The following is a 26,261-nucleotide window of genomic DNA, read 5'->3' on the forward strand; positions in this document are numbered from 1 at the left end:
AGAGTTTTGGGGGATTTGAGTTTGGTTATATATTTGTGTCCGCGCAACGAAGGCGCGGGGAAATGGAGGAAATTATGAATATTTCAATGATTAAACAGCGTGCAAGAGAAATTGCACGCGTCAACAAAGCAAGTCTATCACGCATCTGCTTGATCATAGGTGTTATTTCAGCATTCCCTAGCTTATTTGATTCGGGTAATGGGGTGATGTATATCATTTATTTGATTATTTCAGCGTTATTACTTGCAGTAGAACAAGGATATGTTGTTGCAGGGCTTAAAGTTGTTACTGATCGTGAACAAGAATTATCAGATAATGATGGTATCTATGGTCTAGTTAACTGGATTGAATACGTACCAACTTATCTTGTAAAAGTACTTGTAAACTTCGTCATAATATCCATTTTTGTAGCACTTATTGTGGTATGCTCTCTTGGCTCTTTTGGTGGCTTATTTGCGCTATTAAGTGATCCTTATAGTGTTTCACCTGTTACCGGGGTTGTTTCAGGTCTTACAGCACTAAGTGCGATATTATTGTTTATATTGCTCTTTGCCTTCGCATTTGTAATGATCTGGGTTAATTTACGTATGTTTGCGATGACTTACTTACATCAGGAATATGGCATTAAAGGCTTTGGGGCGCTTAAGGAATCATTCACATTAATGAAAGGTCATTGCGCGGATTTATTATTAATCAATCTTTCATTTATTGGATGGATTCTTCTATGTGCCATCATTAGTGGTATGATTGGTGGCGTATTCGGTGATAATGGTATTGCAGGATTGACTGGTTCAATTCTAAGCGCGGCAGTAGCGGCTTATACATACCAGCCTGCTTATATTACTGTTCAGGCACTATTCTATAAAGAAATTGCTTATAAGTTCTATGATGAAGGGAGAATCTAATGAGACAAAAAATTGATCGTTTTACTAGAAGACTTTCAGGTCAGGAATTAGTACTTGGATGTCTGATTCTACTTCCTTTATTCTTTTATTGTAATAGTTATATTGGTAGTGCGATTGTAAAGTGGACAATCTTAACATTTAACCTTTCAATCACTTCAACGAATGCGAATATTTGGTTGAATTTTGTGGTAGATTTGATTACTGCACTTATTGCGGTCATTATCCTTAGAAAATTTATTATGCGTCAATGGAAAGACTTCATGAATAATAAGCTATCTATTATTGTTGCAGGATGTTTTCTAGGATTCTTCCTTAATATTTGTGCTAATGCGATTGGAAGTAGTATAGTTAAACTTTTTGTGGATCAATCATCAAGTGTGAATCAGCAGCAGGTAGAATCACTTACTAAAAGTATTCCTGCCATCATGTTCTTTGTGACGGGATTCTTAGCACCAATTGGGGAAGAATTAATCTTTAGAGGCATTATTTTTACAGGTCTACGTAAATATAATAGATTCTTAGCTTATGTGGTCTCTGCCTTCTTATTTGGCTTTATTCATGTTATGAATTCAGTCTTTGCGGGTAATATCTTTGAAATGGTACAGATGATACCATATGCTTGCTCAGGACTAGTCTTTGCGTATATTTATGAAAGTACAGATAATATCTGGGCTTCTATTCTTACACATATGACAAACAATATATTTGCGTTATTAGTCATCTTATTCTAAATAAAAATGCCAGACAATGTCTGGCATTTAAAGTATATATAAATAAAAAAACACTCCCGAAGAAGTGTTAAATTACAAATGGCGGTCTGGACGGGGCTCGAACCCGCGACCTCCGCCGTGACAGGGCGGCATTCTAAACCAACTGAACTACCAGACCATTTGCAATGGCGCAGACAGAGGGATTTGAACCCTCGTGCAGGTTACCCCACCTACTCCCTTAGCAGGGGAGCCTCTTCAGCCTCTTGAGTATGTCTGCATCGGACTGCCTACTAAATATACCATGTATAAATATATTATGCAAGTACTTTTTGTATAAATTTCAATAAAAATTTACACATTTGTATGAGAACGCTTACAAGTTGTTGTTGTCTTTTACATAAAATTTTAGTAAAATAAAATTATATGATTTTAAGGAGGTTATAATATGGCTAAAATCATGGCGGTAAACGCTGGTAGTTCATCATTAAAATTCCAGTTATTAGAAATGCCTTCAGAACTAGTAATCTGCTCAGGTATTGTGGAAAGAATTGGACTAGAAGAAGGAATTTTTACTATTAAGCATAATGGACAGAAGAAAACAGAAAAATTACCTATTCCAGACCATAAGGTCGCTGTTTCTTTATTGTTAGAAGCATTAGTGAAGGAAAAAATTGTTGAAAAGCTAGAAGAAATTGAAGGGGTAGGACATCGTATTGTACACGGTGGTGAATACTTTGATTCTAGTGCTGTTGTAAATGAAGACGTAGTAAGTAAGGTAGAAGAGTTATGTGAATTAGCACCACTACATAACCCTGCACACTTAGTAGGATATCGTGCATTCAAAGAAGCTCTTCCAGGAGTAGGACATGTATTCGTATTTGATACAGCATTCCATCAGACATTGGATAGAGAAAGATATTTATATCCATTACCATTAGAATATTACACAGACTATAAGATTAGAAAATATGGTGCACATGGTACAAGTCATAAATATGTTTCTGAACAGGTTATTAAAGAATTAGGTAATCCAAAACATTCACGTATCATCGTATGTCATTTAGGTAATGGCGCATCACTTTCTGCAGTATTAGATGGTAAGTGTATTGATACATCAATGGGATTCACACCACTAGCAGGTGTAATGATGGGATCTAGATGTGGTACAATCGATCCATCTATCATGCCTTATTTATGTAAGAAATTGAATAAAACACCTGATGAAGTATTAGATATCTATAATAAGAAATCAGGAATGCTTGGTATTTCAGGTATTTCTTCAGATTCACGTGATATTGAAAATGCTTTATTCAATGAAGGTGATGAACGTGCATTATTAACTGGTTTATTATATTCACGTATTGTTTCTAAATATATTGGTCAGTATTTCGTTGAATTAGGTGGCTTAGATGCGATTGCCTTCACTGCGGGTGTAGGTGAAAATGCTGCTTACTTAAGACGTTTGATTATCGATGATTGTTCTCGTGCACTAGGTGTATTCCTCAATGAAGAATCAAATGCGATTCGTTCAGACGAAAATAGATTAATCTCTCATCAGTTCTCTAAGATTGATGTCTTTGTAATCCCTACAAATGAAGAAGTAGAAATCGCTAGAGATACTATGAAACTATTACATTTAGGATAAAATGACAGACAGAAGTCATATATTGATTTCTGTCTTTTTTATTTCTATGAAAGTATGTTAAAATGGGGGAAAAGGTGGGTTAAATTATGGATAAAATAATTAATTTATTAAAACAATATAAACAAGTATTCTTATATCGTCATATTAATCCTGATTATGACGCTTTTGGTTCTACTGTAGGTATGTATTATTTCTTAAAAGAAAACTTTCCAGAAATCAATGTTGTGTTAAAAGGGAGCTTTGATAATGTTTTATGGGAAAAATTCAATGCCCCTATAGATGAAGAAAAAGAACTTCCTACTCTAGGTATTGTGATTGATACAGCTAATCGTGAACGTATTGATGGTGATATTTCAGTATGTGAGAAGATCATTAAGATTGATCATCATATCGTCGTAGATTCTTATGGAGATATCAATATTGAAGATGCCACTGCATCAAGTGCTTCACAGATTGTTTCTCTATTATTAGAAGAAGTAAAGGATACTTATTCTTTAAATGAACAAGGTGCACGTGCTTTATATATGGGTATTATTGGTGATACAAATAGATTTATGTATCGCTCTACTGATGAGCGTACATTCAAGGCAGCTTCTTATTTATTGGAATCAGGTATTAATATTGAAGAAATCTATCAAACAATGTATTTAAGAGAAGAAAAAGATTTAAAAGTCACGCAGTTTATCTTGAACAATTATAAAGTCAATGATAAAGTGGCTTACTATATATTGAAGGATGAAGACCTTAAAGAATTAGGTATTAGTCGTGAAGAAGGTTCTAGCTACGTCAATACACTTGCAAATGTCAAGGAATTTGAAGTCTGGTGTGCTATTACAGAAAATACGAAAGATAATGTCTATCGTGTCTCTATTCGTTCTAGAAATGCGATTATTAATGAAGTGGCTGCTAAGTTTGGTGGGGGAGGACATGCCCTTGCTTCAGGTGCAACACTTTCGAGTCTAGATCAGCTTGAGGACTTACTTTCATCTCTTCATGATGCAATAAGTATGATATAATGAAAAAAATGAGGTGAAATAAGATGAAATCTAAAATCATGGTTGTAGATGATGAAATGCATATTAGAGAATTGGTGCGTTTCTATCTTGATAAAGCAGGTTTTGATACAATTGAAGCAGCTAATGCTGAAGAAGCATTGGATATAGTAGAAAACCAATATATTGATTTGGCTGTTGTTGATATCATGATGCCCGGAATGGATGGTTTTGAACTTGTTGAACAAATGAGACAATATCGTGAATTCCCGGTCATTATGTTGACAGCTAAATCACAATCAAAAGATAAATTAAGAGGATTCTCTTTAGGTATTGATGACTATGTTACAAAACCTTTTGACCCAGATGAATTAATGGCGCGTGTTAAAACAATCTTAAAGCGTTATAGTATTAATTCTTCTAATGTAGTGAAGATTGGTGATGTCATCTTTGATGGTGATAAATATGAAGTGCGTTATCAGGATCAGATTATCCATCTTCCTTTAAAACAGTTTGAATTGGCATTTGAACTCGCAAAGAATCCTAATCAGATTTTCACGAGAGAACAGCTTATTGAAAAAATCTGGGGAATGGATTATGACGGTTTTGATCGTACAGTAGATGTTCACATTAAGCGTATTCGTGAGAATCTTGGACATCTCCCAGGATTCAAAGTTGTGACAGTACGTGGCTTAGGTTATAAAATAGAGGTTGAGTAATGAAGTCTATTTATAGTAAACTTATAATTGGCTTTTTATTAACATCTTTATTAAGCTTTTCAATCTGTTGTTTCTTTACAATCAGATCTTATAATCGTGACTCTGATCAACTGGCATTAGAAGAGTTAGAACATTCTTCCAATCATATTGCAGATTTGATCAAGTTAATTGATGATAAGAATCAGGATAAGATTTTAGCAGATTATTCAGAAACATCAGAAATGTCTTTCACCGTCACATGTGAAGGACAGACCAAAAGTTATGGACATGTTAATAAGAAACTTATACTTAAAGATGATGAATTAAAAACACTTGCGACTTCTAAAGAAAAGTCATTACGTAGCGAAGGAATCATTTCGCAATATGCAAAAGCATTTAAGATTGATAATCAAACATATGTGATTACAGTTCAGAAGGATTTTTCTGCTACAAAAGATATCTTTATGAAGTCTTATACAAGTGCAGCTATCATCTTTATGATGACAGGAAGTATTGTCTTCCTGATTGTTGCAGATATTATTGTGAAACCAATCTCACGTCTCACAAAGGTTACTGATGAGCTTGCGAAAGGGAATTATAAGGTGCGTGTCAATTATGAAGGAAAGGATGAAATATCTTCATTGTATGCTTCCTTCAATCAAATGGCAGTCAGACTCGCTAAGCAGGAAACAATCCGACAACAATTTATATCGGATGTATCTCATGAGTTCCAGACGCCTTTAACGGCTATTAGTGGATTTGCGACAATATTAAAGAATGAGAATCTGACAGATGAACAAAGACAGAAATATGCTGATATTATATTGTTCAACTCAAATCGTTTGTCTCATCTATCTAAGAATATGCTTCAATTAACATTATTAGATGGTGAAGATACATCATTAGATAAGAGTGAGTTCCCACTTATTGAACAGCTTAATCGTGTTATTGAGATGGAAGATAATGCGGCTTTAAGTAAGGATATTGAAATAGAATTCATTCATCCTAAAAAAGAATTCATTATTGAAGCCGATGAAAGCCGTATGGAACAGGTATGGATCAATTTATTAAGTAATGCGATCAAGTATACGAATGAGCATGGTGTAGTGACAGTAGAAGTGAGAAGAACAGCCACTGAACTACAGGTAAGATTTGAAGATACAGGTGTGGGAATGAGCCAGGATGCTATTTCTCATATCTTTGAAAGATTCTATAGACAGGATAAATCACGTACAATTGAAGGAAATGGACTTGGTTTATCTATAGTAAAAAGGATTATTGATTTACATCACTATAAAATAGATGTAGAATCACAAGAAGATGTTGGTTCTGTATTTACTGTTTATATCCCATATGAGATGTTTACAGGACTCACAAAAAAGAAAAAGGATTAGTGAAGATGGAAGAGTTAAAGAGAAAGATTTTAGAAGACGGATATGTTATTAATGAGAATGTATTAAGAGTAGATAGTTTTTTAAATCATCAGATTGATGTAGAACTATTTAATAAGATTGCAGATGCATTCTATGAAAGATATAACAATAAACCAATCAACAAGATTGTTACTATTGAAGCAAGTGGTATTGGTTTAGCTGTTGTCGTTGCACAGAAATTCAATAATTGTCATGTAGTATTTACTAAGAAAGGTTCTTCTGCAATTACTGACAATGATTTCTATACTACAGAAATTCATTCTTATACTAAGAATAAAGACTATATTGGACAGATTTCTAAGAAGTATTTAAGTCCAGAAGACCATGTATTAATCGTGGATGATTTCTTAGCTAATGGTGAAGCTGTTATGGGCATGATTGACTTATGTCATCAGGCAGGAGCAACAGTTGAAGGTATTGGTATTGTCGTTGAAAAAGGATTCCAGCAGGGAAGACATAGAATTGAAGAAGCTGGATATGAAGTACAGTCTCTTGCAATCGTAAAGGGCTTTGAAGACGGCAAAGTTATTTTAGATTAGAGAGGAATAACATGTATTTAAAACGAATTGAACTTCATGGTTTTAAATCCTTCGCGGATAAAAGTGTAGTTGAATTCATGCCAGGTATTACTGGAATAGTAGGACCTAATGGATGTGGTAAATCAAATATTACTGATGCCATTCGCTGGGTACTAGGAGAAAAGTCTGCAAAGGCAATGCGTGGAGAAACAATGACGGATGTCATTTTCTCTGGAAGTGAAGATCGTAAAGCACAGGGTGAAGCAGAAGTGACACTTGTCTTTAATAACGAAGATCATTTTCTTGATTTTAATTCTAATGAAATAGAAATCACACGTCGTCTTTATCGTACAGGTGATTCTGAATTCTTATTAAATAGAGAACAGTGCCGTTTAAAGGATATTACTGATTTGATTATGGATACAGGTCTTGGTAGAGATTCTTTATCTATTATTTCTCAGAATAATATCAATGAGTTTGTGAAAAGCAAACCAGAAGATCGACGTGCGATGTTTGAAGAAGCAGCAGGTGTTGCAAAATATAAGAAACGTAAGATTGAAACAGTCAGAAAGCTTGAACGTACAACAGACAATTTAGACCGTGTTCAGGATATCTGTAGTGAATTAGAACGACAGATAGGACCATTGAAAAGACAAAAAGAAAAGGCTGAAACATATTTAGAGTTCAAAGAAGAACTTCAGGAAGTAGAAGTTTCAGTGCTAGTAAAGGAAATCAGTACTCTTTCTGAAGAATTAAAGACTTTAAATAAAGAGTTAGAAGACCTAGAAAATGAACGTATTACCAATGATGGTGCTGTTATTCTTGATGAAAAGCAGAGTGAAGAACTTGAAAAGAAGATGTATGCACTTGACCAGGAAGTCAATGAACTTCAGGAAAAGCTATTAGAGGCAATGAATGAAGTCAGCAGTCTTGAAACACAGAAGGTTGAAATTGATGCCAATCGTAAGCATATATTAGAAACAACAAGCCAGGAAGATATAGAACAAAAGAAAGCAAGTATGAAGTCTATTCTTCAAGATGCGATTATAGATTATAACGATAGAGTGAAGCGTTATAATGATGTCAAGAAAGAAAAGAATGATTTGGCACAGAAAGATTCTTTAAATAAGAAACAGCAGGCAAATCTTCGTTCGTTAATTGAAAAGAAGAATATTGACATTCATAATTCTCGTACTGAGAAGACAAGACTGACTGATATTATTGAGAATAAGAGTGGCTATAGCTATGGTGTACGTACTATTTTAGGTGCGAAGAATTCTTTATCTGGTATTTGTGGTACTTTAGGTGATCTGATTGAAACAGAAGAAACCTATGAAACAGCACTTGCAACAGCGCTAGGTGGGGCAGTTCAATTTATTGTCACTCGTACAAATGATCAGGCAAAAGAAGCTATTTATTTCTTGAGAAAGAATAAGGCAGGACGTGCAACATTCCTACCTATTGATACAATGAAACCTAGATTATTAAGAGATGAAGCAAAGATGCTTGCTGAACAGTCTCTTGGATATTTAGGTGTAATGAGTGATTTTGTGACTTATGATAAGTCTATTAGTGATGTTATATTAAACCAGTTAGGTAATACAATTGTAGCTGATCATCTAGATCATGCGACAGAAATCGCAAAGTCTATTTATCATCGCTATCGTGTTGTCACCCTTGAAGGAGATATCATCAATGTAGGTGGTTCTTTAACTGGTGGGGCAAATAAGCATACAAATAATTCAATGATGTCTAAAAGAGAATTAGAACGTGTGTCTCATACATTGGATCAACAAGAAAAAGATCTTAATAAGATGAAGTCCGATCTTCATACATTAGAAAATGAGGGAAGAGAAATTGGACAGCTCTTTATGCAGAAACAGATGTCTCTCGCAAAACTTGAACTTGTTGTCACAAATAAGAAGAATGAATATGAAGTTGCTAAGGCTGATTATGAAAACTTGACACACCAGAGTGTCGAACTTGATGAAGTCATCAAAGGCACTCAAAACAATGAATTACTCGATCGTTTAAATGATGCAAAAAGACGTCGTGATGAATTAAAAGAAACAATTCAGGCAAAACGTACAATCCGTATGGGTTATGTGAATGAAAACGAAGAAGTCTCTCGTCGTTTACGTGAACATCGTGCTGCTTTAAAAGATGTAGAAAGTCAGAGTACGGATAAGAAGGTCGCAAAGTCTCGTTTAGAAACAGAAATTCAGAACTACTTATTAAGACTTAATGATGCATATGCAATGACTTTTGAACATGCGCAGGAAAAAGCCGATATGTCTATTGATATCGATAAGGCTAAGGATAAAGTACGTGATTTAAGACAGCGTATAGCGTCACTAGGACATGTCAATGTAGAATCAATTGAACAATACAATGATGTAAGTACACGTTATGAAACACTAAGTACACAGCGTTCACAATTATTAGAAGCACAGGATAGCTTATTAAAAGCTATTAAAGATATGGATGCTATTATGGTTGAGAAGTTCAGCGCTTCATTTGAAGCAATCAATAAGGCGTTCAACGATGTATTCCGTTATTTATTTGGCGGAGGACATGCTTCACTTAAATATACTGATCCAGATAATATTCTAGAAACAGGTATTGATATTGAAGCACAGCCACCTGGAAAGGCTGCTAAGCTGCATTCTTTCTCAGGAGGAGAAAATGCACTAATCGCATTAAGCTGTTTATTTGCGATGATCAGCGTAAAGCCATCTCCTTTATGTATTCTCGATGAAGTAGAAGCGGCACTTGATATTGCGAATGTAGAGCGTTTTGCGAAGTATTTGCGTAGTTTCTCAGATCAGACACAATTTATTGTCGTTACACATCGTGAAGGAACTATGGCTGAATGTGACCTATTATACGGGGCTACAATGCAGGAAAAAGGTGTCACTAAGCTTGTCAGTGTTAAGCTTAAGGATGCCACTGAATATGCAAGCAGTTAGGAGGATGCATTATGGGATTTTTTCAAAAGATTAAAGAAACATTTGTAGGTAAGTCTACAAAACAGAATGAGAAGTATGTTGCTGGTCTTGATAAATCATCTGCTTCTTTCTCATCTAAAATTAATGCGTTAGCCGCAAGATATCGTGAAATCAACGATGAATATTTTGATGAGTTAGAAAATATCCTGATCATGAGTGATGTTGGTGTCAACATGGTTATGAAGATTGTAGATGAAATCAAGAAGGAAGTACGTCTTGAAAATATCAAGGATCCTCATGCGATTAATGATATTATCGTTGATAAGATGTTTGTCATCTATGCCAATGATTCATATATGACAACTAAGATCAACTATGCAGAAAATGACTTAACAGTCATCTTGATGGTTGGTGTCAATGGTGCAGGGAAAACAACTACTATCGCTAAGCTTGCCAATAAGATTATGCATGAAGAAGGCAAGAAGGTTATGGTGGCTGCCGGTGATACATTTAGAGCTGGTGCTATAGAACAGCTTGCTGAATGGGCAAACCGTTTAAATATTCCTTGTGTTAAGGGAAAAGAAGGAGGAGATCCTTCTTCTGTTATCTTTGATGCATTAGAACAGGCAAAAGCAGGCGGTTATGATGTACTCATCTGTGATACAGCAGGACGTTTACAGAATAAAGTAAACTTAATGAAAGAACTTGAAAAGATGAATCGTATCATCAAGAGAGTTGTACCAGAAGGACCTCAGGAAACATTACTTGTAGTAGATGCAACAACAGGTCAGAATGGTATTTCACAGGCTGTAGAATTCTCTAAGATTACAGATATTACAGGTATCGTCCTTACTAAGATGGATGGTACTGCCAAGGGTGGTATTATTCTTTCTATTAAGGATATGTTGAATATCCCTGTTAAGTTTATTGGTCTAGGTGAAAAGATTGATGACTTACAGGAATTTGATCTTGAACAGTATATTTATGGTTTGTGTAATGATCTAATGGAGTAAGATGATGGATGAAGAGTTAAAAAAGAAAGAACAAGTCATCCTCTTGATGGATTGTTATAGAGAATTGTTGACAGACAAACAGAAACAGTATCTTTCTCTCTACTATGAGGAAGATCTGTCTCTATCAGAAATAGCTGAAGACTTAAGTGTTTCTAAAAATGCTGTTTTTGATAATATTAAGCGTTCTGTGATGAGTTTAGAGAAGTATGAATCTAAATTACATATTCTTGAAAATCATCGTAAGAGACTTAATTTAATTAATAAGATTGAAGAAGAAAAGAATAAGAAGCATGAAGATATTGATGAATATCTTGAAATGCTGAAGAATATCTAGGGAGGTAATTATGGCTTTTGAATCTTTATCAGATAGACTCCAAGAGACATTAAAAAAGGTAACAGGACAAGCGACTCTTACTGAAGCAAACATGGAGGAGATGCTTCGTGAAATCCGTTTGGCTTTACTTGAAGCCGATGTTAACTACCAGGTAGTTAAAGAGTTTATTGCAAATACAAAAGAAAAAGCAATCGGTCAGAACGTTATTGGTTCATTAAAACCAGGACAGGTTCTTGTTAAGATTGTTCATGATGAATTAGTATCATTACTTGGTACAGAAATGGTGACTGTAGACTACTCTAAAGATCCTACAATCATCATGATGGTTGGTTTACAGGGTTCAGGTAAAACTACAACTGCTGGTAAGATTGCTAAATTAATCACTGAAAAACAAGGTAAGAAGCCTTTATTGGTTGCTGGCGATATTTATCGTCCTGCTGCCATTGATCAGTTAAAGACATTAGGGGCACAACTTAATATTCCAGTATTCTCTAAAGGCACTGATACACCTGTAGAAACAATCGTTACTGAAGCTTTAGCTAAAGCGCGTGATGATCACAACGATGTAGTGATCATCGATACTGCTGGTCGTTTACAGATTGATGAAAAGTTGATGCAGGAGCTTGCAAACGTTAAAGAAATTGCCCATCCTGATGAAATCCTTTTAGTTGTTGACTCATTAGCTGGTCAGGAAATCGTTAATGTTGCTTCAACATTCAATGATAGACTAGGAATCACTGGTGCAGTTTTAACTAAGTTAGATGGTGACGCACGTGGTGGGGGTGCCCTCTCTATTAGACATGTCACTCATGTCCCTATTAAATATATCGGTACAGGTGAAAAATTAGACGAAATCGATTATTTCTATCCTGACCGTATGGCAGATCGTATCCTTGGTATGGGGGATGTTGTTTCCCTTGTAGAAAAGGTACAGGATGTTTATGATGAAAAAGAAAGTATGAAAGCTTTCAATAAGATGAAAGCCGGTACTTTTGGTTTAGATGATATGCTTGATCAGATGAAGAAACTTCAAAAGATGGGTCCTTTATCTGGTTTGTTAAAGATGATTCCAGGAATGCCTAAGATTCCTAATTTAAATGATGATGATGCCGCTGCTAAGATGAAGATGACTGAATCAATCATTTATTCTATGACTAAAGCAGAACGTGCAAATCCGGATATGATTAATTCATCACGTAAAGAAAGAATTGCCAAGGGTTGTGGTCAGCCTGTGACTGAAGTGAATAAGCTATTAAAACAGTTTGAACAGTCACGTAAGGTCATGAAGCAGTTAGGTAACATTGATCCCACAACTGGTATGCCAACACAAAGACCAATGAAGACTCAGCAGCAGTTCAATCCTTATCGTAAAAAGACAAGACATAAGAAAAAGAAGAAATAAAACCTCCTCGGAGGTTTTTTCTTTAGAATTATTTAAGAATTTCATCACGAATCTTTTTATTTTTAGTCACTATACTTATAAGCGAAGGAGGGATACATATGTTTGAAACATTTATGTTCACATTATTATTTCCTGTTATTATGATCAGTATTATCGCTTATTTAAGTACATTGACTCGCTGATTATGAAGAAGGGGAGTTAAGTTAATGAAACATACAATATTACTTGTAGAAGACGAGTTAGGTATTAGAGAAACAGTTAAGATTTTTTTAAAGAGTCAGAATTATGAAGTCATTGAAGCGGAGAATGGAAAAGAAGGGCTTATTGCACTTCAAAACAATGATATTCATTTAGCTATTGTAGATATTATGATGCCTGTTATGGATGGGCTGACTATGACAATGAAACTTCGTGAAGTATCAGATATTCCTGTGATCTTCTTGACAGCGAAAACAGAAGATATTGATAAGATTACAGGACTTAATCTAGGGGCAGATGATTATATCACTAAACCTTTTGAACCTATGGAACTTATTGCAAGAGTGAATTCTAATTTAAGACGCTATGAACAAATCTTAAATTTAAAGGGAAGTACACAGACACCAAGTAATCAGCTTATTGTAGGAGGTTTAGTATTAGACCAGGCAACTAAAGAAGTCTTTGTGAATGGTCGTTCAGTAAGACTCACTAAGAAAGAATTCCAGATATTAGAACTACTAATGAGTTATCCTGGTAAGGTGTATTCTGCAGAAGAAATCTATGAATCTATCTGGGAAGAAACAGCCATTAATACAGAAACAATCATGGTTCATGTAAGAAGGCTTAGAGAAAAGATTGAAGCCAATCCTAAACATCCTGAGTATTTGAAGGCTGTCTGGGGTGTTGGCTATAAAATAGAAAAGATGGAGTGATGACAATGAAGAAAAGACGTATATTTATTATTGGCTTAATTGTCTTATTATTGGCTTGTCCGAGCTGTATGATTTATATCACAGTCAAACAGCAGGATGGTTATAAGAAAAGAGTCGCAGACAATACGAATGAATATATGCTGCAGTTTCTTACAATGGCAGTTGAATCAAAAACAGATCCTGATTATAAGCCTTTAAATTTTAATGGGCTAGATGAAAAATCACAAGAAGCAGCTACTGCGACGATGAATGAAATATTCAAAACTGTTTTAGATATGGAACAGGATGATGATGGATTTCACTATGAAGCATATAATGAAAAGACAAGACAGTATTATAAGAATCAGAAATCTTATTATCCTGTCGCCTATGAAGAATTTTTTAAATCTAGTGCGCGTTCGAAATATTTTTACACGGATACTGTAGCTCTTTTTGATGAAAGTGATATTATTAGTAACCTTGATGCAGGATATAAGCTCGAAGAAGGAAAAGATGGAAAAAGATCTTTACTTAAAGTATATAATACGTATGTAGATTTAAATCAGGTAAGTATTAATTTACCTAAAGATATAGAAATGACTTATTATTGTACAATGTATGAATCGCCTATGACATATATTGAACGTAATTTTGTGGATGAATATGATATTGCAGTCCTTTCAGGAGTTGCTCTTCTTCTGGGTTTAGTTATCTTTATATATATTTTAATGAATTCATTAGATGTAGAAGAAGTTATTAATCCATATCGCACAATTAAACAATGGAAGCTATTAACTGTTATTATCATTATTGGATTAACTAGTTTTATTTTTATAGGGGCATCAGGAGTAACAGGTGCTCTTGTGATGATGGGAGAACTTCAAGGTGCCCTTGCAAGACATAATATAGCTTATGCTACATCTATCAGTTATGGCCTCTATTTCTTCTGTATGCTCATTTTCTATTTCTTGTTCTCAATGTTATGCTTTACTGTGAAGTATATGCTTATGAATGGAATGGACTATTTTAGAAACAATACATGCATTTATGCCCTTTATGCAAAAACAAAGGAACTAGGTAATAGAGTGACTGAATTTGATTTGAAGGATAATATCAATCAGGATATCTTGAAATTTACTATCTGTAATGCATTGCTCGTTATTATTTTATATGTCATTTCACCTAGTAAGACAATCTTTGCGATTATCTATGTAATGATCTCTTTCTTATATATAAGAAAGCAGTCACTGAAGGTAAAGAATGATTATGAAAATATGCTTAACTTTACAGAACAGCTTTCTCATGGTCACTTTGATACAGAAATAGAAGATGATCTAGGTATTTTCAACAGTATGCGTAATCGCTTAAATAACCTGAAAACTGGTTTTGAAGCAGCTGTAAAGGAAGAAACAAAATCACAGAATATGAAGACAGAACTTATTACCAATGTCTCTCATGATTTAAAAACACCTCTTACATGTATTAAGAACTATGTTATTTTACTTAAGAATACACAAGCTGATGAAGCAACAAGAACTGAATATTTAAACCAGTTAGAAAAATATACAAATAGACTTTCCAATCTCATTCAGGATCTCTTTGATGTTTCTAAAGCCTCTAGTGGTAATATTGACCTTCATCCTATTGATTTAAGATTACAAGCGTTAGTTGATCAGTCCTTAGCTGAATGTATTGAAGTATTAGAATCTAAAGATATCCAGGTCATTAAGAATGTCGAAGATGTTGTTGTACACTTAGATGGAGATAAGACATATCGTGTCTTTGAAAACCTATTAACTAATATTGGTAAGTATGCCATGCCACATAGTCGAGCTTATATTGATATTCATGAGGAAGAAGACTATGTTTCAGTCATATTCAAGAATATGAGTGAAGTAGAAATGAACTTCTCTAGTGAAGAAATCCAGGAACGTTTTGTACGTGGAGATAAATCCCGTCATGAAACAGGCAGCGGTCTAGGACTCGCGATTGCGAAAAGCTTTGTCGTTGCTCAGGGTGGTACATTTGATATAGAAATAGATGGTGATCTCTTTAAAGTCATCATGACATTTAAAAAAAGTTAAAGTGTCAAGTAAAAATACTTGACACCTAATTTGAATATGGTATTATAAGTAAGCAAATTAAATTGATCGGAGGAAAATACAATGGCAGTTAAATTAAGATTAAAGAGAATGGGTGCTAAGAAGTCACCATTTTATAGAATTGTTGCAGCTGATTCAAGAATGCCAAGAGATGGTCGTTTCATTGAACAGTTAGGAACTTATGATCCAAGACAGAATCCAGCTAAGGTTTCTTTAAAGAAAGAAGAAATCTTAAAGTGGTTAGGTAACGGTGCTCAGCCTTCTGACACAGTTAAGAACATCCTTTCTAAAGAAGGCGTAATCAAAGAATTTGCTGAATCTAAGAAGGCTAAATAATTATGGATTACGTTAAGGCATTACAGGACATCTGTCTTGAACTTGTCAATGATCGTGATAAGTTAGAGGTTAGAGAAATGCCTTCATTAGATGATAACGCGATTGTTCTATATGTTTATGCATCACATGATGATATTTCTAAGTTAATTGGTAGAAAAGGCGTTATGGCTAATTCTATTAGACAGCTTATGTCTGTAAGTACACGTGGTATGCATAAGAGATTAGATATCAAATTTGAATCATATGGTGAGGAATAAAGGAAGTGTACACTTCCTTTTTTTTGGAGGTACAAATGGAACTTGTAGAAATTGGTAAAATCATTAATACATTTGGAATCAAGGGTGATTTAAAGATTGCTTCTTCAACTGATTTTGGAGAACAGCGCTTTGCCCCTGGCAGCCATATTCTTGTCAAAACACCAAGAGAATATCTTGATTTTGAAATCAGTAAGCATTATATCCATAAAGGATTTGATATGATTGCCTTTAAAGGTTATACAGATATTAATGAAGTAGAAAAGTATAAGGGATGTATTTGTTATGCACCTAAGGATACTTCTTTACTACCTGAAGGCATGCATTATATTTCTGATATTGTGGATTGTGAAGTCTATAATAATGGCACTTATATTGGCAAGGTCACTGATGTATATCAGGGGGCACAGGCTATTATTGGTGTAGATGTAAATGGTAAGAAGGTTATGATTCCTTATATTGATGCTTTTGTAAAGAATAAGGATATTGAACATAAGCGTATTGATGTCTCATTGATTGGAGGCTTCTTAGATGAAGATTGATGTTCTTTCATTATTTCCAGAGATGTTTGAAGGATTCTTGACAACATCTATTATTAAAAGAGCTATTGATAGTGGTCATGTAGAAGTGAATATTCATGATTTTAGAGAATTTGCGACAGATCGTCATAAGAGTGTAGATGATACACCTTATGGTGGTGGACAGGGCATGGTGCTTATGTGTAAGCCTTTATTAGATTGTTTAAAGACAGTAGTCACAAAGGATTCACTTGTTATTTTAATGAGCCCTCAGGGTATGACACATCATCAGGCTTATGCTGAAGAATTAGCTCTCAATCAGAAACATATCGTTATCATCTGTGGTCATTATGAAGGCTTTGATGAACGTATTCGTGATTATGTAGATGTAGAACTTTCTATTGGTGATTATGTACTCACAGGAGGAGAACTTGGTGCGATGGTAGTTATGGATAGTGTGATCCGTTTGCTTCATGGAGTGATCACTCAGGCAAGTCATGAAGATGATTCATTCTCTAATGGATTATTAGAATATCCACAATATACAAGACCTTATGAATATGAAGGCAGCAAGGTTCCTGATGTCCTCATAAGTGGTCATCATGAAAATATCCGTAAATGGCGTTTAAAGGAATCATTACGTAAAACAATGATCAAACGTCCTGATTTATTAGAAAAACGTTCATTTACAGAAGAAGAGTTAGAAATTCTAAAAGAATTAAAAAAGTAATTGATTTATAAAAAAGACGGTGCTATAATAGGCGAGTCGTAAGACACAGAAGTTCCGCTGGTTATATATACGAATGAGCTTCCAAGACTAAATTTGTGTAGGAGGAAATGTTATAATGAACATGCAGTTAGTAAATGAAATTACTAAGAGCCAGATCAAGACTGATGTACCTCAGTTCAAAGCTGGTGACACTTTAAAAGTATTTGTAAAGATCCAGGAAGGTAATAAGACTCGTCTTCAGATGTTCGAAGGTGTTTGTATTGCTAAAAAGGGTAGTGGTATTGGTGAAACTTTCACTGTTAGAAAGATTTCTTACGGTGTAGGTGTTGAAAGAGTATTCCCAGTAAACTCTCCAATCATCGATCATATCGAAGTAGCTAAGGTTGGTAAAGTACGTAGAGCTAAATTACATTACTTACGTGGATTATCTGGTAAAGCTGCTAGAATTAAAGAAATTCGATAAGAGAATGGGGGCTTACCCCATTCTTTTTTCTATATTATGAATAAATTAAAGAAGCTGTGTTTACCTGGTCTAGTGACTCTTATATTATGCTTATTTACTTTTATTGTTCTTCCTGTAAAGGTAAAAGGAACATCAATGATGCCTACTATTCATGATGGAGATTTTATCTTAATGACTGGAATTACATCACATAAGCAGATACACCGTTTTGATATCGTTGAAGTACGCAGCGCAGCATTAAAAGAAGATATCATTAAACGAGTGATAGGACTGCCAGGAGAAGAAATCAGCTATAAGAATGATCATTTATATATTGATGGTAAACTTGTAGAAGAATCATTCTTCAAACTTTCTTTTATACAGAAAGAAAAAAGAGAATTAGGTCTCACACAATATACAAGAGATTTTAAAATCAAGTTAAAGCATAATGAATATTTTGTTTTAGGGGATAACCGTCCATTATCCTATGATTCAAGATATTTTGGACCTATCTACAAAGAAGATATACGTGCTAAAAATGGATATATCATTTATCCTATAAAACATATTAAGAGTAATGATTGAGGAGGAAATTATGGCAAAACAGATTCAGTGGTATCCAGGGCACATGGCTAAAGCCCAAAGAGAAATCGAAAGTAAAGTTAAGTTAGTAGATATTGTGATTGAACTTGTAGATGCACGAGCTCCTTTTTCAACACATAATCCAGAGCTTGATTATATGATTAAGAATAAGCCACGCCTCTATATTCTTACAAAGAAAGATTTAGCTGATCCTAAGGCTACAGATGCATTAATTGCAGAATTTAAAAGACAGGGACATAGTGCTATTGCGGTTGACTTAAAGAACTTCAAGGAAGAAAAGAAAATCGTTAATATGTGCCGCTATCAGTTAAAAGAAAAGCGTGAAAAAGAAGCGGCTAGAGGATTAAAACCCAAACCAATTCGTGCTCTTGTTGCAGGTATTCCAAATGTAGGTAAGTCTACTTTTATTAATAAGATTGCGAAAAGAAAAGCTGCTGCAGTAGGAAATAAACCAGGTGTAACTAAGGCTCAGCAGATTATTCGTGTTGATAAGGACTTTGAACTTTTTGATACACCAGGTGTTCTAGAACCTAAGTTTACAGATATCAATAAAGCGATGAATGTTGCACTATGTGGCTCTATTAAGATGGAAATTCTTCCTCTTGATGATCTCTTTATTCATGCAATTGGTTATCTTGCAAAACATTATCCAGAAAAGTTGAAGGAACGTTATAATTTGACTATTAATTTAGATTCTGATTGGGTACTACCAGTCTATGATCATATTTCAGATTATCGTCATATTAAGAAATTAAGAGGCGAAACAGATTATGACCGTGTTCAGGAAACGTTCTTTAATGACTTAAAGAATGCCTCTCTGGGAAGAATTACTTGGGAGTTAATCGATGAATAATCAGGAACGTTTAAAATATGAAAATGAAGCCAGAGGTGCTGGTTATTCTAGAATATTAGGTGTCGATGAAGCAGGTAGAGGTCCTATGGCTGGACCTCTTGTTGTGGGGGGTGTCATCTTTCCTGAGGATTTCTATGATGAACGTATTAATGATTCAAAGAAGCTCACAGAAAAGAAAAGAGAAGCACTCTATGACCTCATTATAGAGAATGCGCTTGCTTATCAAATAGAGGTTTTATCAGTAGAAGAAGTAGATACACTGAATGTTTATGAAGCCTCTCGTACTGGTATGAAACGTATTGTAGAATCATTAGAACCTGATTTTACATTAAGTGATGCAATGCCTTTAGGAGATATTCCTCATCTTTCTATTATTAAAGGAGATGCAAAAAGTTTATCTATTGGAGCAGCAAGTATTCTTGCGAAAGTGACTCGAGACCGCATCATGAAGGAATATGGTAAACAATATCCAGAATATGGCTTTGAAAAACATAAGGGTTATGTCACTAAGGCACATAAGGAAGCATTAGAAAAATATGGTGTGACTCCAATACATCGTAAATCTTTTGCGCCAGTACAAAAAGTACTGAATGAACAATTATCATTTGATTTTGAAGAGAAAGATTAAATATCTTTCTCTTTTTTGAGAAAAGAAGCCTCTTACAGGGAATAGATATAGTAGGAGGTGATTGTGTGGAAGATATTCTACTTTATTTTTCGTTGAAGTATCATGGACAGTTTGATTTAATTTATAAGGCATTAGAACGTAAAGAACGCGTAGATGAATCATTAAAGAAAGAACTTTTTGCGACAATTAAGTGTTCTTATACGACTATTATTAGTGATGATTATCCACAGCATCTTAAGTTCATCAACTGTCCTCCATTTGTGCTCTATTATTATGGATCTTTATCTTTGTTAGATAATGAATGTATCGGTGTGATTGGTAAGAGAGACTGCAGTGAGTATGGTGTCAGGGCGACGCGTATTCTTGTAGAAGATCTTGTAAAACAAGGACTTGTGATTGTATCAGGCATGGCTAAAGGTATAGATGGTGTGGGCCATCGTACGGCTTTAAAATCTAATGGTCATACAGTGGCAGTACTTGGAAGTGGGATTGATTATCCCTATCCACCAATGAATAAGGAACTCTATGATCAATTAAAAAACGAACTTATTATCAGTGAATATCCAGGTCTTACCCCACCAAGAAAGGACTATTTCCCTAAACGAAATCGTATTATAGCCGGACTCTCACAGAAACTTCTTGTCACTGAAGCAGATATTAAAAGTGGCACAATGATTACAGTTGGTTTTGCCCTAGAACAAGGCAAGGATGTCTTTGCAGTTCCAGGGCGTATATATGACTGTAAAGGCTGTAATGCACTCATCCAGCAGGGCGCAAAGCTAGTTATGAGTGTAGAAGATATCTTAGAAGAATAGGAAGCGTTTCGCTTCTTATTCTCACTAAGATGTTGACAAAATAAAAAAATCCCATATTATAAGGTGATGAAGGAGGGTTAGATGTATGAGTCATTTAGTTATTGTCGAATCACCATCTAAATCTAAAACAATTAGTAAATACTTAAGCGATGATTTCGTAGTTAAATCATCAAAAGGACATATCAGAGACCTGGCTATCTCGGGTAAAGGCGGCTTAGGTGTAGATATAGAAAATGAGTTTGCCCCTCATTATGTTATTAGTAAAGATAAGAAAGATGTTGTAAAAGAACTAAAAGCATGTGCGAAAAAAGCAGATGATGTTTATCTCGCAACCGATCCGGACCGTGAAGGGGAAGCCATCTCATGGCATTTAGCAGAAGTATTAGGATTAGATCCTGAAACTACAAAGAGAGTAGAATTCCACGAAGTGACTAAGAATGCAGTCACAAATGCAATTGAAAATCCACGTAGGATAGATATGGATTTAGTTCATTCACAAGAAACAAGACGTGTTCTAGATAGAATTATTGGGTTTAAGCTTTCTAAACTACTACAGAAGAAGATTAAATCTAAGTCTGCAGGACGTGTACAGTCAGTTGCATTAAGATTGATCTGTGAAAGAGAAGCAGAAATTGATGCATTTGTACCAGAAGAATTCTGGAAAATCGATGCTGAATTTGAAAAGGATAATATTCCTTTCAAGGCAGAACTTACAAAACATAAGACTAAGAAGTTAGAAATCCATAATGGTGAAGAAGCACAGGTTATTTATGATGCACTAGGTTCAACTTTTACTGTTGAAAAGATTAAAAAGACAACAAAGAAAAGAAATTCTTATGCACCATTTATTACTTCGACACTTCAGCAGGAAGCATCCAGTAAATTAGGATTTAAGGCAAGACGTACTATGTCCATTGCTCAGAAATTATATGAAGGGATTGATATCGGTACTGAAACTGTCGGTCTAATTACCTATATGAGAACTGACTCTATCCGTTTATCACCAGAATTCACTTCTGCTGCTATGGATTATATTGAAAAGACATATGGTAAAGAATATGTAGGAAGCATTAAGGTGTCTAAAAAGACTGAAAATGTTCAGGATGCCCATGAAGCCATCCGTCCAACAAGTATTGAACGTACACCAGAAAGTATTAAACAATATCTTACACAGGAACAATATAAGCTTTATTCATTGATCTATGCCCGCGCACTTGCTTCACTCATGGCACCAAGCCAGTCTGCAAGTACATCTTTAGTATTAGACAACAATGATTATAAGTTTAATGCATCAGGCTCTATCTTAAAGTTTGATGGTTGGTTAAAGGTTTATGGTGAATATGATAAGAGTAAGAATGAATTACTCCCAGATATGAGTGAAAATGAAGAAATTGACGCTAAAAAGATCAACAAGGAACAACATTTCACTACACCACCAGCACGTTATACAGAAGCAAAACTTATTAAGGCAATGGAAGAATTAGGTATTGGTCGTCCTTCTACTTATGCCACTATTATTGATACAATTCAGACTAGAGAATATGTCATTTTAGAAAAGAAAACATTCAAGCCTACTGAATCAGGTTTTTTGACTAATAAGAAACTTCTTGAATATTTTGATTCAATTATCAATGTAGACTATACTGCAAAGATGGAAAATGAGCTTGATGAAATTGCGAAGGGTCAGGATACTTATGTTCATGCTTTAACTGAATTTGAACAAGTATTTGAACCACTATTAGAAAAAGCCTATGATGGTATGGAAAAGATTGAACCACAAAAAACAGGAGAAAAATGTCCTGAGTGTGGTGGAGATCTTGTTATTAGAAAAGGAAGATTTGGAGAATTTGTAGCCTGCTCCAATTATCCAGAATGTAAATATGTTAAGGCTGATGAAAATAAGATCAATGAAGAAACAGGTGAGACATGTCCTCAATGTGGCTCTCCTATGATCTATAAAATGGGTCGTTTTGGACGCTTTGAAGCATGTTCTAATTACCCTAAATGTAAATATATCAAGCCTCAGAAGCTTGAAGAGACAGGTGAAACATGTCCTAACTGTGGCAGTCCAGTTGTATGGAAAAAGGGTCGTTTTGGTCCATTTAAAGCCTGCTCTAATTATCCAAAGTGTAAAACAATTATTAAAGAAAAGAAAAAGAAAGAAGAATAATGAACTGCCCATGCAGTTCATTTTCTTTGTTGGAGGAAAATATGATTAAGGAAGTAAATGTCGTGGGTGGAGGTTTGGCTGGTGTCGAAGCGGCTTATCAGCTTATTAAAGAAGGTGTTCCTGTACATTTATATGAAATGAGACCAGTGAAAAAGACTGATGTTCATAGGACAAGTGATTTTGCAGAACTTGTATGTTCTAATTCATTACGTGCAGATGGTTTAAAGAATGCGGTTGGTGTATTAAAACAGGAAATGACAATGAATGATAGCTTGATTATCAAGATGGCAAGAGACCATGCAGTTCCTGCAGGAGGATCTTTGGCAGTCGATCGTGAAGGTTTTTCTCATGCAGTGACAGAATTTATTGAAAATCATCCTTTAGTCACTGTACACCGAGAAGAAGTGACCAAAATACCTGAAGGGCCTACTATTATTGCCTCAGGACCTTTGACAAGTGATGCACTCGCAAAAGAAATTATGAATTTAATGGGTAATCAGGATTATTTTTATTTCTATGATGCAGCAGCTCCTATTGTCACAAAAGAATCTATTGATTTTAATAAAGCTTTTTATAAATCACGTTATGATAAGGGCGATGGAGAATATATTAACTGTCCAATGACTAAAGAAGAATTTGATGCTTTCTATGATGCACTGATTACTGCGGAAGTTGTTAAGCCTCATGATTTTGAAGAAAAGTTCTTTGAAGGCTGTATGCCTTTTGAAGAAATTGCGAGAAGAGGTAAACAGACATTACTTTTTGGCCCAATGAAACCAGTAGGACTAGAAAAGGATGGTCAGCGTTTTGAAGCAGTTGTTCAGCTAAGACAGGATAATGCGGTTGGGTCTCTATATAATATTGTAGGATTCCAGACACATTTAAAATGGGGTGAACAGGACCGTATTATTCATATGATTCCAGGACTAGAAAATGCCTCTATTGTCCGTTATGGTATTATGCATCGTAACTGTTACTTTAATTCACCTACATATTTAAATCCTACATATCAGTTCAAGAATCGTGAAGATTTATTCTTTGCAGGTCAGATGACTGGTGTAGAAGGATATGTGGAATCTGCTCAGAGTGGTATTGTGGCTGGTAAAAATATGGTGAGATATTTAAAGGGAGAAGAATTACTAGTCTATCCTAGAGAAACAGTTATGGGATCTCTCGCTTATTATATTACTCATGCGTCTCCTAGTGATTTCCAACCAATGAAGGCTAACTTTGGAATTCTTCCTGATTTAGAAGGTAAAGTGAAGAAAAAAGAAAAGAAAGAAAAATATGCACAACGTGCATTAGAAAAGATGGAAGAATTTATCAATGGATGAGAAGAAAACTTTTCTTCACTATCTTAAATATCAAAAGAACTACTCTGTACTCACTTTAGAATCTTATGATAGAGAATTGACTGATTTTCTTTTATTTATAGGTAAAGAAAGTATTTCTTTACAGGAAGTAGATTATTATGTTATTCAGAATTATTTGATTCATTTAAATGAGAAGCACTTATCTCATACAACAATTAATCATTATTTGAGTTCTTTAAGATCTTTCTTTAAATATTTATGTAAACAGGAGATTGTTTCTTCTAATCCTTTCACACAGGTGCACTCATTAAAAACAGGTACTAGAAATCCTGATTTCCTCTATGTAGATGAAATGATGGGGTATCTAGACTCAATTGATACGCATACGTCTTTAGGCGTAAGAAATAAGGCTCTTTTAGAACTTATGTATGCATCAGGACTTCGTGTGAGTGAAGTTGTCTCATTACGTTTATCCCAGGTTGATTATAATAGACAGATGCTTAGAGTATTCGGTAAAGGAAGTAAAGAAAGAGAAGTGCCATTTCATGATTATGCAAAGAAATGGTTAATAGAATATATTGATAATGATCGAGTAAGCATTATGAATGAATATCATGAAACACATGATTATGTATTTGTGAACAGAAGAGGAAAAAAGCTAACAAATAGGGGAGTAGAAAATATTATCGATCGTACAATGTATCTCTATGATCCATTGCGTAAGATTCATCCTCATACGATACGTCATTCTTTTGCGACTCATTTACTTGATGCAGGAATGGATATCCGTGTTGTACAGGAATTATTGGGTCATTCCTCTTTATCAACAACTCAGATTTATACCCATGTATCCCAAGAACACTTAAGAGAAGTATATAATCGTACCTGCCCTCGACAAGAATTTAAGAAAATTGAAAAAAATATTGACGATAAGGGTAATAAATGATATTATAATCAGCGTTGTAGACCTCTGACTACAACCGCACATAAAAGGTATTAAATGCAAGTGCTGCCTTGGTTGGCGAGTCTAAGAGAAAAAAATATGAAGGAGGTACACTGATGTACGCAATTATTGAAACTGGTGGAAAACAGTTAAAGGTTGAAGCTGGAGATACTATTTTTGTAGAAAAGTTAGATGTTGAAGAAGGCACTGAATACACTTTCGAAAAGGTTCTTTTAGTTGGTGATAACGGTGTTAAAGTTGGTCATCCTTACGTAGAAGGTGCTAAGGTTACTGCAACTGTTGAAAAACAGGGTAAGGAAAAGAAGATCACTGTATTCAAGTATAAGCCAAAGAAGCATTATCATAAGAAACAGGGTCATAGACAGCCTTATACTAAGCTAACAATCAAAGAAATCAACGCTTAATGACTCACGTAGATGTCGTTTGCCATGCAGGTCAGATTCAATCAATTAAGGTTGAAGGACATGCTGGTCAAGATGAATATGGTAAAGATCTTGCATGTGCTGGTATCAGTACCGCAGTGGTAGGTATTTACAATATGCTTGAAGCTAAAGGCTTCATGAAAGATGGCAATCTTGCCAATGTTGAGAGTGGTTACTCTTATTTCGAGATATTCAATAATCGTGAAGATTATCAGATTATTCTAGAAACTTTATTAAAAATTCTAGAAACTGTTGAATACTCATATGAACAATATGTTAAAATTAACACTAGGGAGGTATAATACTATGTTAAAGTTAGATTTACAGTTATTCGCTTCTAAAAAGGGTGTAGGTTCTACTAAGAACGGTCGTGACTCTGAATCAAAGCGTCTAGGTGCTAAGCTTTCTGATGGACAGACTTGCACAGCTGGTTCAATTATTTATAGACAGAGAGGTACTAAGGTTCATCCTGGTACTAATGTTGGTAAAGGTGGAGACGATACTTTATTCGCTAAAGTTGATGGTGTCGTTAAATACGAAAGACTTGGTAAAAACAAGAAACAGGTATCTGTTTACCCTGTAGCTTAATCTCAAGAATCCCCCATGGGATTCTTTTTTTAAAG

The 26,261-nt window shown here is 34.8% G+C and carries 28 protein-coding genes, 2 tRNA genes and 1 other annotated feature; of the genes, 28 read left to right on the forward strand and 2 right to left on the reverse strand.

The annotated features are described in order from the left end of the window. The coding region (locus EAI80_RS03910) for a DUF975 family protein (protein ID WP_129981000.1) at positions 1 to 905 on the forward strand (905 nt) is incomplete at its 5' end. Then, positions 905 to 1,636 (forward strand): CPBP family intramembrane glutamic endopeptidase, encoded by a 732-nt coding sequence (locus tag EAI80_RS03915; RefSeq protein WP_022424231.1) that lies wholly within the window; start codon positions 905 to 907, stop codon positions 1,634 to 1,636. The genes EAI80_RS03910 and EAI80_RS03915, both read left to right, overlap by 1 nt. A gap of 79 nt (positions 1,637 to 1,715) precedes the next feature. Here the strand turns inward: EAI80_RS03915 and EAI80_RS03920 are convergent. Further along, a tRNA-Asp gene (locus EAI80_RS03920) sits at positions 1,716 to 1,793 on the reverse strand. 8 nt (positions 1,794 to 1,801) lie between these two features. Further along, positions 1,802 to 1,892: transfer RNA gene (locus EAI80_RS03925), tRNA-Ser, on the reverse strand. A gap of 168 nt (positions 1,893 to 2,060) precedes the next feature. Here EAI80_RS03925 and EAI80_RS03930 point away from each other — a divergent pair. From EAI80_RS03930 to rpmA, 26 genes are all read left to right on the forward strand, one after another. Continuing rightward, positions 2,061 to 3,260 (forward strand): acetate kinase, encoded by a 1,200-nt coding sequence (locus EAI80_RS03930; protein ID WP_129981001.1) that lies wholly within the window; start codon positions 2,061 to 2,063, stop codon positions 3,258 to 3,260. 86 nt (positions 3,261 to 3,346) lie between these two features. Continuing rightward, positions 3,347 to 4,276 carry a bifunctional oligoribonuclease/PAP phosphatase NrnA gene (locus tag EAI80_RS03935; RefSeq protein WP_129981002.1) on the forward strand — a complete coding sequence of 310 codons (930 nt, stop codon included), beginning with the start codon at positions 3,347 to 3,349 and terminating at the stop codon, positions 4,274 to 4,276. 23 nt (positions 4,277 to 4,299) lie between these two features. Continuing rightward, positions 4,300 to 4,971, forward strand: a complete 672-nt coding sequence (locus EAI80_RS03940) for a response regulator transcription factor (protein WP_022424275.1) — start codon at positions 4,300 to 4,302, stop codon at positions 4,969 to 4,971. Then, the gene (locus tag EAI80_RS03945) at positions 4,971 to 6,344 is read left to right on the forward strand and encodes a HAMP domain-containing sensor histidine kinase (protein ID WP_129981003.1); all 1,374 of its coding nucleotides are present in this window, start codon (positions 4,971 to 4,973) and stop codon (positions 6,342 to 6,344) included. Before EAI80_RS03940 ends, EAI80_RS03945 begins: the two co-directional genes overlap by 1 nt. A gap of 5 nt (positions 6,345 to 6,349) precedes the next feature. Beyond that, positions 6,350 to 6,922, forward strand: coding sequence for a xanthine phosphoribosyltransferase (locus EAI80_RS03950; protein WP_129981004.1), 573 nt, complete (start codon positions 6,350 to 6,352; stop codon positions 6,920 to 6,922). 11 nt (positions 6,923 to 6,933) lie between these two features. Then, entirely contained in the window at positions 6,934 to 9,870 is a 2,937-nt protein-coding gene (locus tag EAI80_RS03955; protein ID WP_129981005.1) for a chromosome segregation protein SMC, read from the forward strand. Between the two features lie 11 nt (positions 9,871 to 9,881). Next, positions 9,882 to 10,862 carry a signal recognition particle-docking protein FtsY gene (ftsY, locus tag EAI80_RS03960; RefSeq protein WP_022424279.1) on the forward strand — a complete coding sequence of 327 codons (981 nt, stop codon included), beginning with the start codon at positions 9,882 to 9,884 and terminating at the stop codon, positions 10,860 to 10,862. Positions 10,863 to 10,866: 4 nt separating this feature from the next. Further along, entirely contained in the window at positions 10,867 to 11,196 is a 330-nt protein-coding gene (gene ylxM, locus EAI80_RS03965) for a YlxM family DNA-binding protein (protein WP_022424280.1), read from the forward strand. A 10-nt stretch (positions 11,197 to 11,206) separates the two neighbouring features. Next, entirely contained in the window at positions 11,207 to 12,598 is a 1,392-nt protein-coding gene (gene ffh, locus EAI80_RS03970; protein ID WP_129981006.1) for a signal recognition particle protein, read from the forward strand. Between the two features lie 206 nt (positions 12,599 to 12,804). Then, the gene (locus EAI80_RS03975; RefSeq protein ID WP_129981007.1) at positions 12,805 to 13,509 is read left to right on the forward strand and encodes a response regulator transcription factor; all 705 of its coding nucleotides are present in this window, start codon (positions 12,805 to 12,807) and stop codon (positions 13,507 to 13,509) included. A gap of 5 nt (positions 13,510 to 13,514) precedes the next feature. Continuing rightward, a complete protein-coding gene (locus tag EAI80_RS03980; RefSeq protein WP_161220275.1) occupies positions 13,515 to 15,572 on the forward strand; it encodes a sensor histidine kinase in 2,058 nt (685 codons plus the stop codon). A gap of 81 nt (positions 15,573 to 15,653) precedes the next feature. Next, positions 15,654 to 15,926 carry a 30S ribosomal protein S16 gene (gene rpsP, locus EAI80_RS03985; protein WP_006504720.1) on the forward strand — a complete coding sequence of 91 codons (273 nt, stop codon included), beginning with the start codon at positions 15,654 to 15,656 and terminating at the stop codon, positions 15,924 to 15,926. 2 nt (positions 15,927 to 15,928) lie between these two features. After that, on the forward strand, positions 15,929 to 16,183 hold the full coding sequence (locus EAI80_RS03990; protein ID WP_006504719.1) for a KH domain-containing protein: 255 nt from the start codon (positions 15,929 to 15,931) through the stop codon (positions 16,181 to 16,183). A 35-nt stretch (positions 16,184 to 16,218) separates the two neighbouring features. Next, complete coding sequence (gene rimM, locus EAI80_RS03995; protein ID WP_117459900.1) at positions 16,219 to 16,722, forward strand: ribosome maturation factor RimM; 504 nt, start codon at positions 16,219 to 16,221, stop codon at positions 16,720 to 16,722. After that, positions 16,712 to 17,428 (forward strand): tRNA (guanosine(37)-N1)-methyltransferase TrmD, encoded by a 717-nt coding sequence (gene trmD / locus EAI80_RS04000; RefSeq protein WP_129981009.1) that lies wholly within the window; start codon positions 16,712 to 16,714, stop codon positions 17,426 to 17,428. The genes rimM and trmD overlap by 11 nt, the downstream gene beginning before the upstream one ends. Before the next feature lie 115 nt (positions 17,429 to 17,543). Next, positions 17,544 to 17,891 (forward strand): 50S ribosomal protein L19, encoded by a 348-nt coding sequence (gene rplS, locus EAI80_RS04005; protein WP_022425811.1) that lies wholly within the window; start codon positions 17,544 to 17,546, stop codon positions 17,889 to 17,891. Positions 17,892 to 17,927: 36 nt separating this feature from the next. After that, positions 17,928 to 18,455, forward strand: a complete 528-nt coding sequence (gene lepB, locus EAI80_RS04010; RefSeq protein WP_129981010.1) for a signal peptidase I — start codon at positions 17,928 to 17,930, stop codon at positions 18,453 to 18,455. Positions 18,456 to 18,465: 10 nt separating this feature from the next. Next, entirely contained in the window at positions 18,466 to 19,326 is an 861-nt protein-coding gene (ylqF, locus tag EAI80_RS04015) for a ribosome biogenesis GTPase YlqF (RefSeq protein WP_129981011.1), read from the forward strand. Next, positions 19,319 to 19,954, forward strand: a complete 636-nt coding sequence (locus EAI80_RS04020; protein ID WP_129981012.1) for a ribonuclease HII — start codon at positions 19,319 to 19,321, stop codon at positions 19,952 to 19,954. Before ylqF ends, EAI80_RS04020 begins: the two co-directional genes overlap by 8 nt. A 65-nt stretch (positions 19,955 to 20,019) precedes the next feature. Next, on the forward strand, positions 20,020 to 20,769 hold the full coding sequence (gene dprA / locus EAI80_RS04025; protein WP_129981013.1) for a DNA-processing protein DprA: 750 nt from the start codon (positions 20,020 to 20,022) through the stop codon (positions 20,767 to 20,769). 85 nt (positions 20,770 to 20,854) lie between these two features. After that, a complete protein-coding gene (topA, locus tag EAI80_RS04030; protein ID WP_129981014.1) occupies positions 20,855 to 22,939 on the forward strand; it encodes a type I DNA topoisomerase in 2,085 nt (694 codons plus the stop codon). 41 nt (positions 22,940 to 22,980) lie between these two features. Beyond that, complete coding sequence (trmFO, locus tag EAI80_RS04035) at positions 22,981 to 24,273, forward strand: methylenetetrahydrofolate--tRNA-(uracil(54)-C(5))-methyltransferase (FADH(2)-oxidizing) TrmFO (protein ID WP_192923996.1); 1,293 nt, start codon at positions 22,981 to 22,983, stop codon at positions 24,271 to 24,273. After that, entirely contained in the window at positions 24,266 to 25,198 is a 933-nt protein-coding gene (gene xerA / locus EAI80_RS04040; RefSeq protein ID WP_129981015.1) for a site-specific tyrosine recombinase/integron integrase, read from the forward strand. Before trmFO ends, xerA begins: the two co-directional genes overlap by 8 nt. Before the next feature lie 22 nt (positions 25,199 to 25,220). Further along, positions 25,221 to 25,291: a sequence feature (ribosomal protein L21 leader region), on the forward strand. 20 nt (positions 25,292 to 25,311) lie between these two features. Further along, positions 25,312 to 25,620 (forward strand): 50S ribosomal protein L21, encoded by a 309-nt coding sequence (rplU, locus tag EAI80_RS04045; protein ID WP_022425803.1) that lies wholly within the window; start codon positions 25,312 to 25,314, stop codon positions 25,618 to 25,620. Next, a complete protein-coding gene (locus EAI80_RS04050) occupies positions 25,620 to 25,940 on the forward strand; it encodes a ribosomal-processing cysteine protease Prp (protein WP_129981016.1) in 321 nt (106 codons plus the stop codon). The genes rplU and EAI80_RS04050 overlap by 1 nt, the downstream gene beginning before the upstream one ends. A gap of 4 nt (positions 25,941 to 25,944) precedes the next feature. After that, positions 25,945 to 26,226: a 50S ribosomal protein L27 gene (gene rpmA / locus EAI80_RS04055; protein WP_022425801.1), complete on the forward strand. Its 282-nt coding sequence runs from the start codon at positions 25,945 to 25,947 to the stop codon at positions 26,224 to 26,226. Positions 26,227 to 26,261: the final 35 nt, after the last annotated feature.

Source organism: Catenibacterium sp. co_0103 (assembly GCF_004168205.1).
Taxonomy (GTDB): Bacteria; Bacillota_I; Bacilli_A; order Erysipelotrichales; family Coprobacillaceae; genus Catenibacterium; species Catenibacterium mitsuoka_A.

What these genes read in the sequence shown, in the direction of transcription:
- EAI80_RS03915 (WP_022424231.1), top strand. Translation starts at nt 905, where the DNA reads ATGAGACAAAAAATTGATCGTTTTACTAGAAGACTTTCAGGTCAGGAA.
- EAI80_RS03930 (WP_129981001.1), top strand. Translation starts at nt 2,061, where the DNA reads ATGGCTAAAATCATGGCGGTAAACGCTGGTAGTTCATCATTAAAATTC.
- EAI80_RS03935 (WP_129981002.1), top strand. Translation starts at nt 3,347, where the DNA reads ATGGATAAAATAATTAATTTATTAAAACAATATAAACAAGTATTCTTA.
- EAI80_RS03940 (WP_022424275.1), top strand. Translation starts at nt 4,300, where the DNA reads ATGAAATCTAAAATCATGGTTGTAGATGATGAAATGCATATTAGAGAA.
- EAI80_RS03945 (WP_129981003.1), top strand. Translation starts at nt 4,971, where the DNA reads ATGAAGTCTATTTATAGTAAACTTATAATTGGCTTTTTATTAACATCT.
- EAI80_RS03950 (WP_129981004.1), top strand. Translation starts at nt 6,350, where the DNA reads ATGGAAGAGTTAAAGAGAAAGATTTTAGAAGACGGATATGTTATTAAT.
- EAI80_RS03955 (WP_129981005.1), top strand. Translation starts at nt 6,934, where the DNA reads ATGTATTTAAAACGAATTGAACTTCATGGTTTTAAATCCTTCGCGGAT.
- ftsY (WP_022424279.1), top strand. Translation starts at nt 9,882, where the DNA reads ATGGGATTTTTTCAAAAGATTAAAGAAACATTTGTAGGTAAGTCTACA.
- ylxM (WP_022424280.1), top strand. Translation starts at nt 10,867, where the DNA reads ATGGATGAAGAGTTAAAAAAGAAAGAACAAGTCATCCTCTTGATGGAT.
- ffh (WP_129981006.1), top strand. Translation starts at nt 11,207, where the DNA reads ATGGCTTTTGAATCTTTATCAGATAGACTCCAAGAGACATTAAAAAAG.
- EAI80_RS03975 (WP_129981007.1), top strand. Translation starts at nt 12,805, where the DNA reads ATGAAACATACAATATTACTTGTAGAAGACGAGTTAGGTATTAGAGAA.
- EAI80_RS03980 (WP_161220275.1), top strand. Translation starts at nt 13,515, where the DNA reads ATGAAGAAAAGACGTATATTTATTATTGGCTTAATTGTCTTATTATTG.
- rpsP (WP_006504720.1), top strand. Translation starts at nt 15,654, where the DNA reads ATGGCAGTTAAATTAAGATTAAAGAGAATGGGTGCTAAGAAGTCACCA.
- EAI80_RS03990 (WP_006504719.1), top strand. Translation starts at nt 15,929, where the DNA reads ATGGATTACGTTAAGGCATTACAGGACATCTGTCTTGAACTTGTCAAT.
- rimM (WP_117459900.1), top strand. Translation starts at nt 16,219, where the DNA reads ATGGAACTTGTAGAAATTGGTAAAATCATTAATACATTTGGAATCAAG.
- trmD (WP_129981009.1), top strand. Translation starts at nt 16,712, where the DNA reads ATGAAGATTGATGTTCTTTCATTATTTCCAGAGATGTTTGAAGGATTC.
- rplS (WP_022425811.1), top strand. Translation starts at nt 17,544, where the DNA reads ATGAACATGCAGTTAGTAAATGAAATTACTAAGAGCCAGATCAAGACT.
- lepB (WP_129981010.1), top strand. Translation starts at nt 17,928, where the DNA reads ATGAATAAATTAAAGAAGCTGTGTTTACCTGGTCTAGTGACTCTTATA.
- ylqF (WP_129981011.1), top strand. Translation starts at nt 18,466, where the DNA reads ATGGCAAAACAGATTCAGTGGTATCCAGGGCACATGGCTAAAGCCCAA.
- EAI80_RS04020 (WP_129981012.1), top strand. Translation starts at nt 19,319, where the DNA reads ATGAATAATCAGGAACGTTTAAAATATGAAAATGAAGCCAGAGGTGCT.
- topA (WP_129981014.1), top strand. Translation starts at nt 20,855, where the DNA reads ATGAGTCATTTAGTTATTGTCGAATCACCATCTAAATCTAAAACAATT.
- trmFO (WP_192923996.1), top strand. Translation starts at nt 22,981, where the DNA reads ATGATTAAGGAAGTAAATGTCGTGGGTGGAGGTTTGGCTGGTGTCGAA.
- xerA (WP_129981015.1), top strand. Translation starts at nt 24,266, where the DNA reads ATGGATGAGAAGAAAACTTTTCTTCACTATCTTAAATATCAAAAGAAC.
- rplU (WP_022425803.1), top strand. Translation starts at nt 25,312, where the DNA reads ATGTACGCAATTATTGAAACTGGTGGAAAACAGTTAAAGGTTGAAGCT.
- EAI80_RS04050 (WP_129981016.1), top strand. Translation starts at nt 25,620, where the DNA reads ATGACTCACGTAGATGTCGTTTGCCATGCAGGTCAGATTCAATCAATT.
- rpmA (WP_022425801.1), top strand. Translation starts at nt 25,945, where the DNA reads ATGTTAAAGTTAGATTTACAGTTATTCGCTTCTAAAAAGGGTGTAGGT.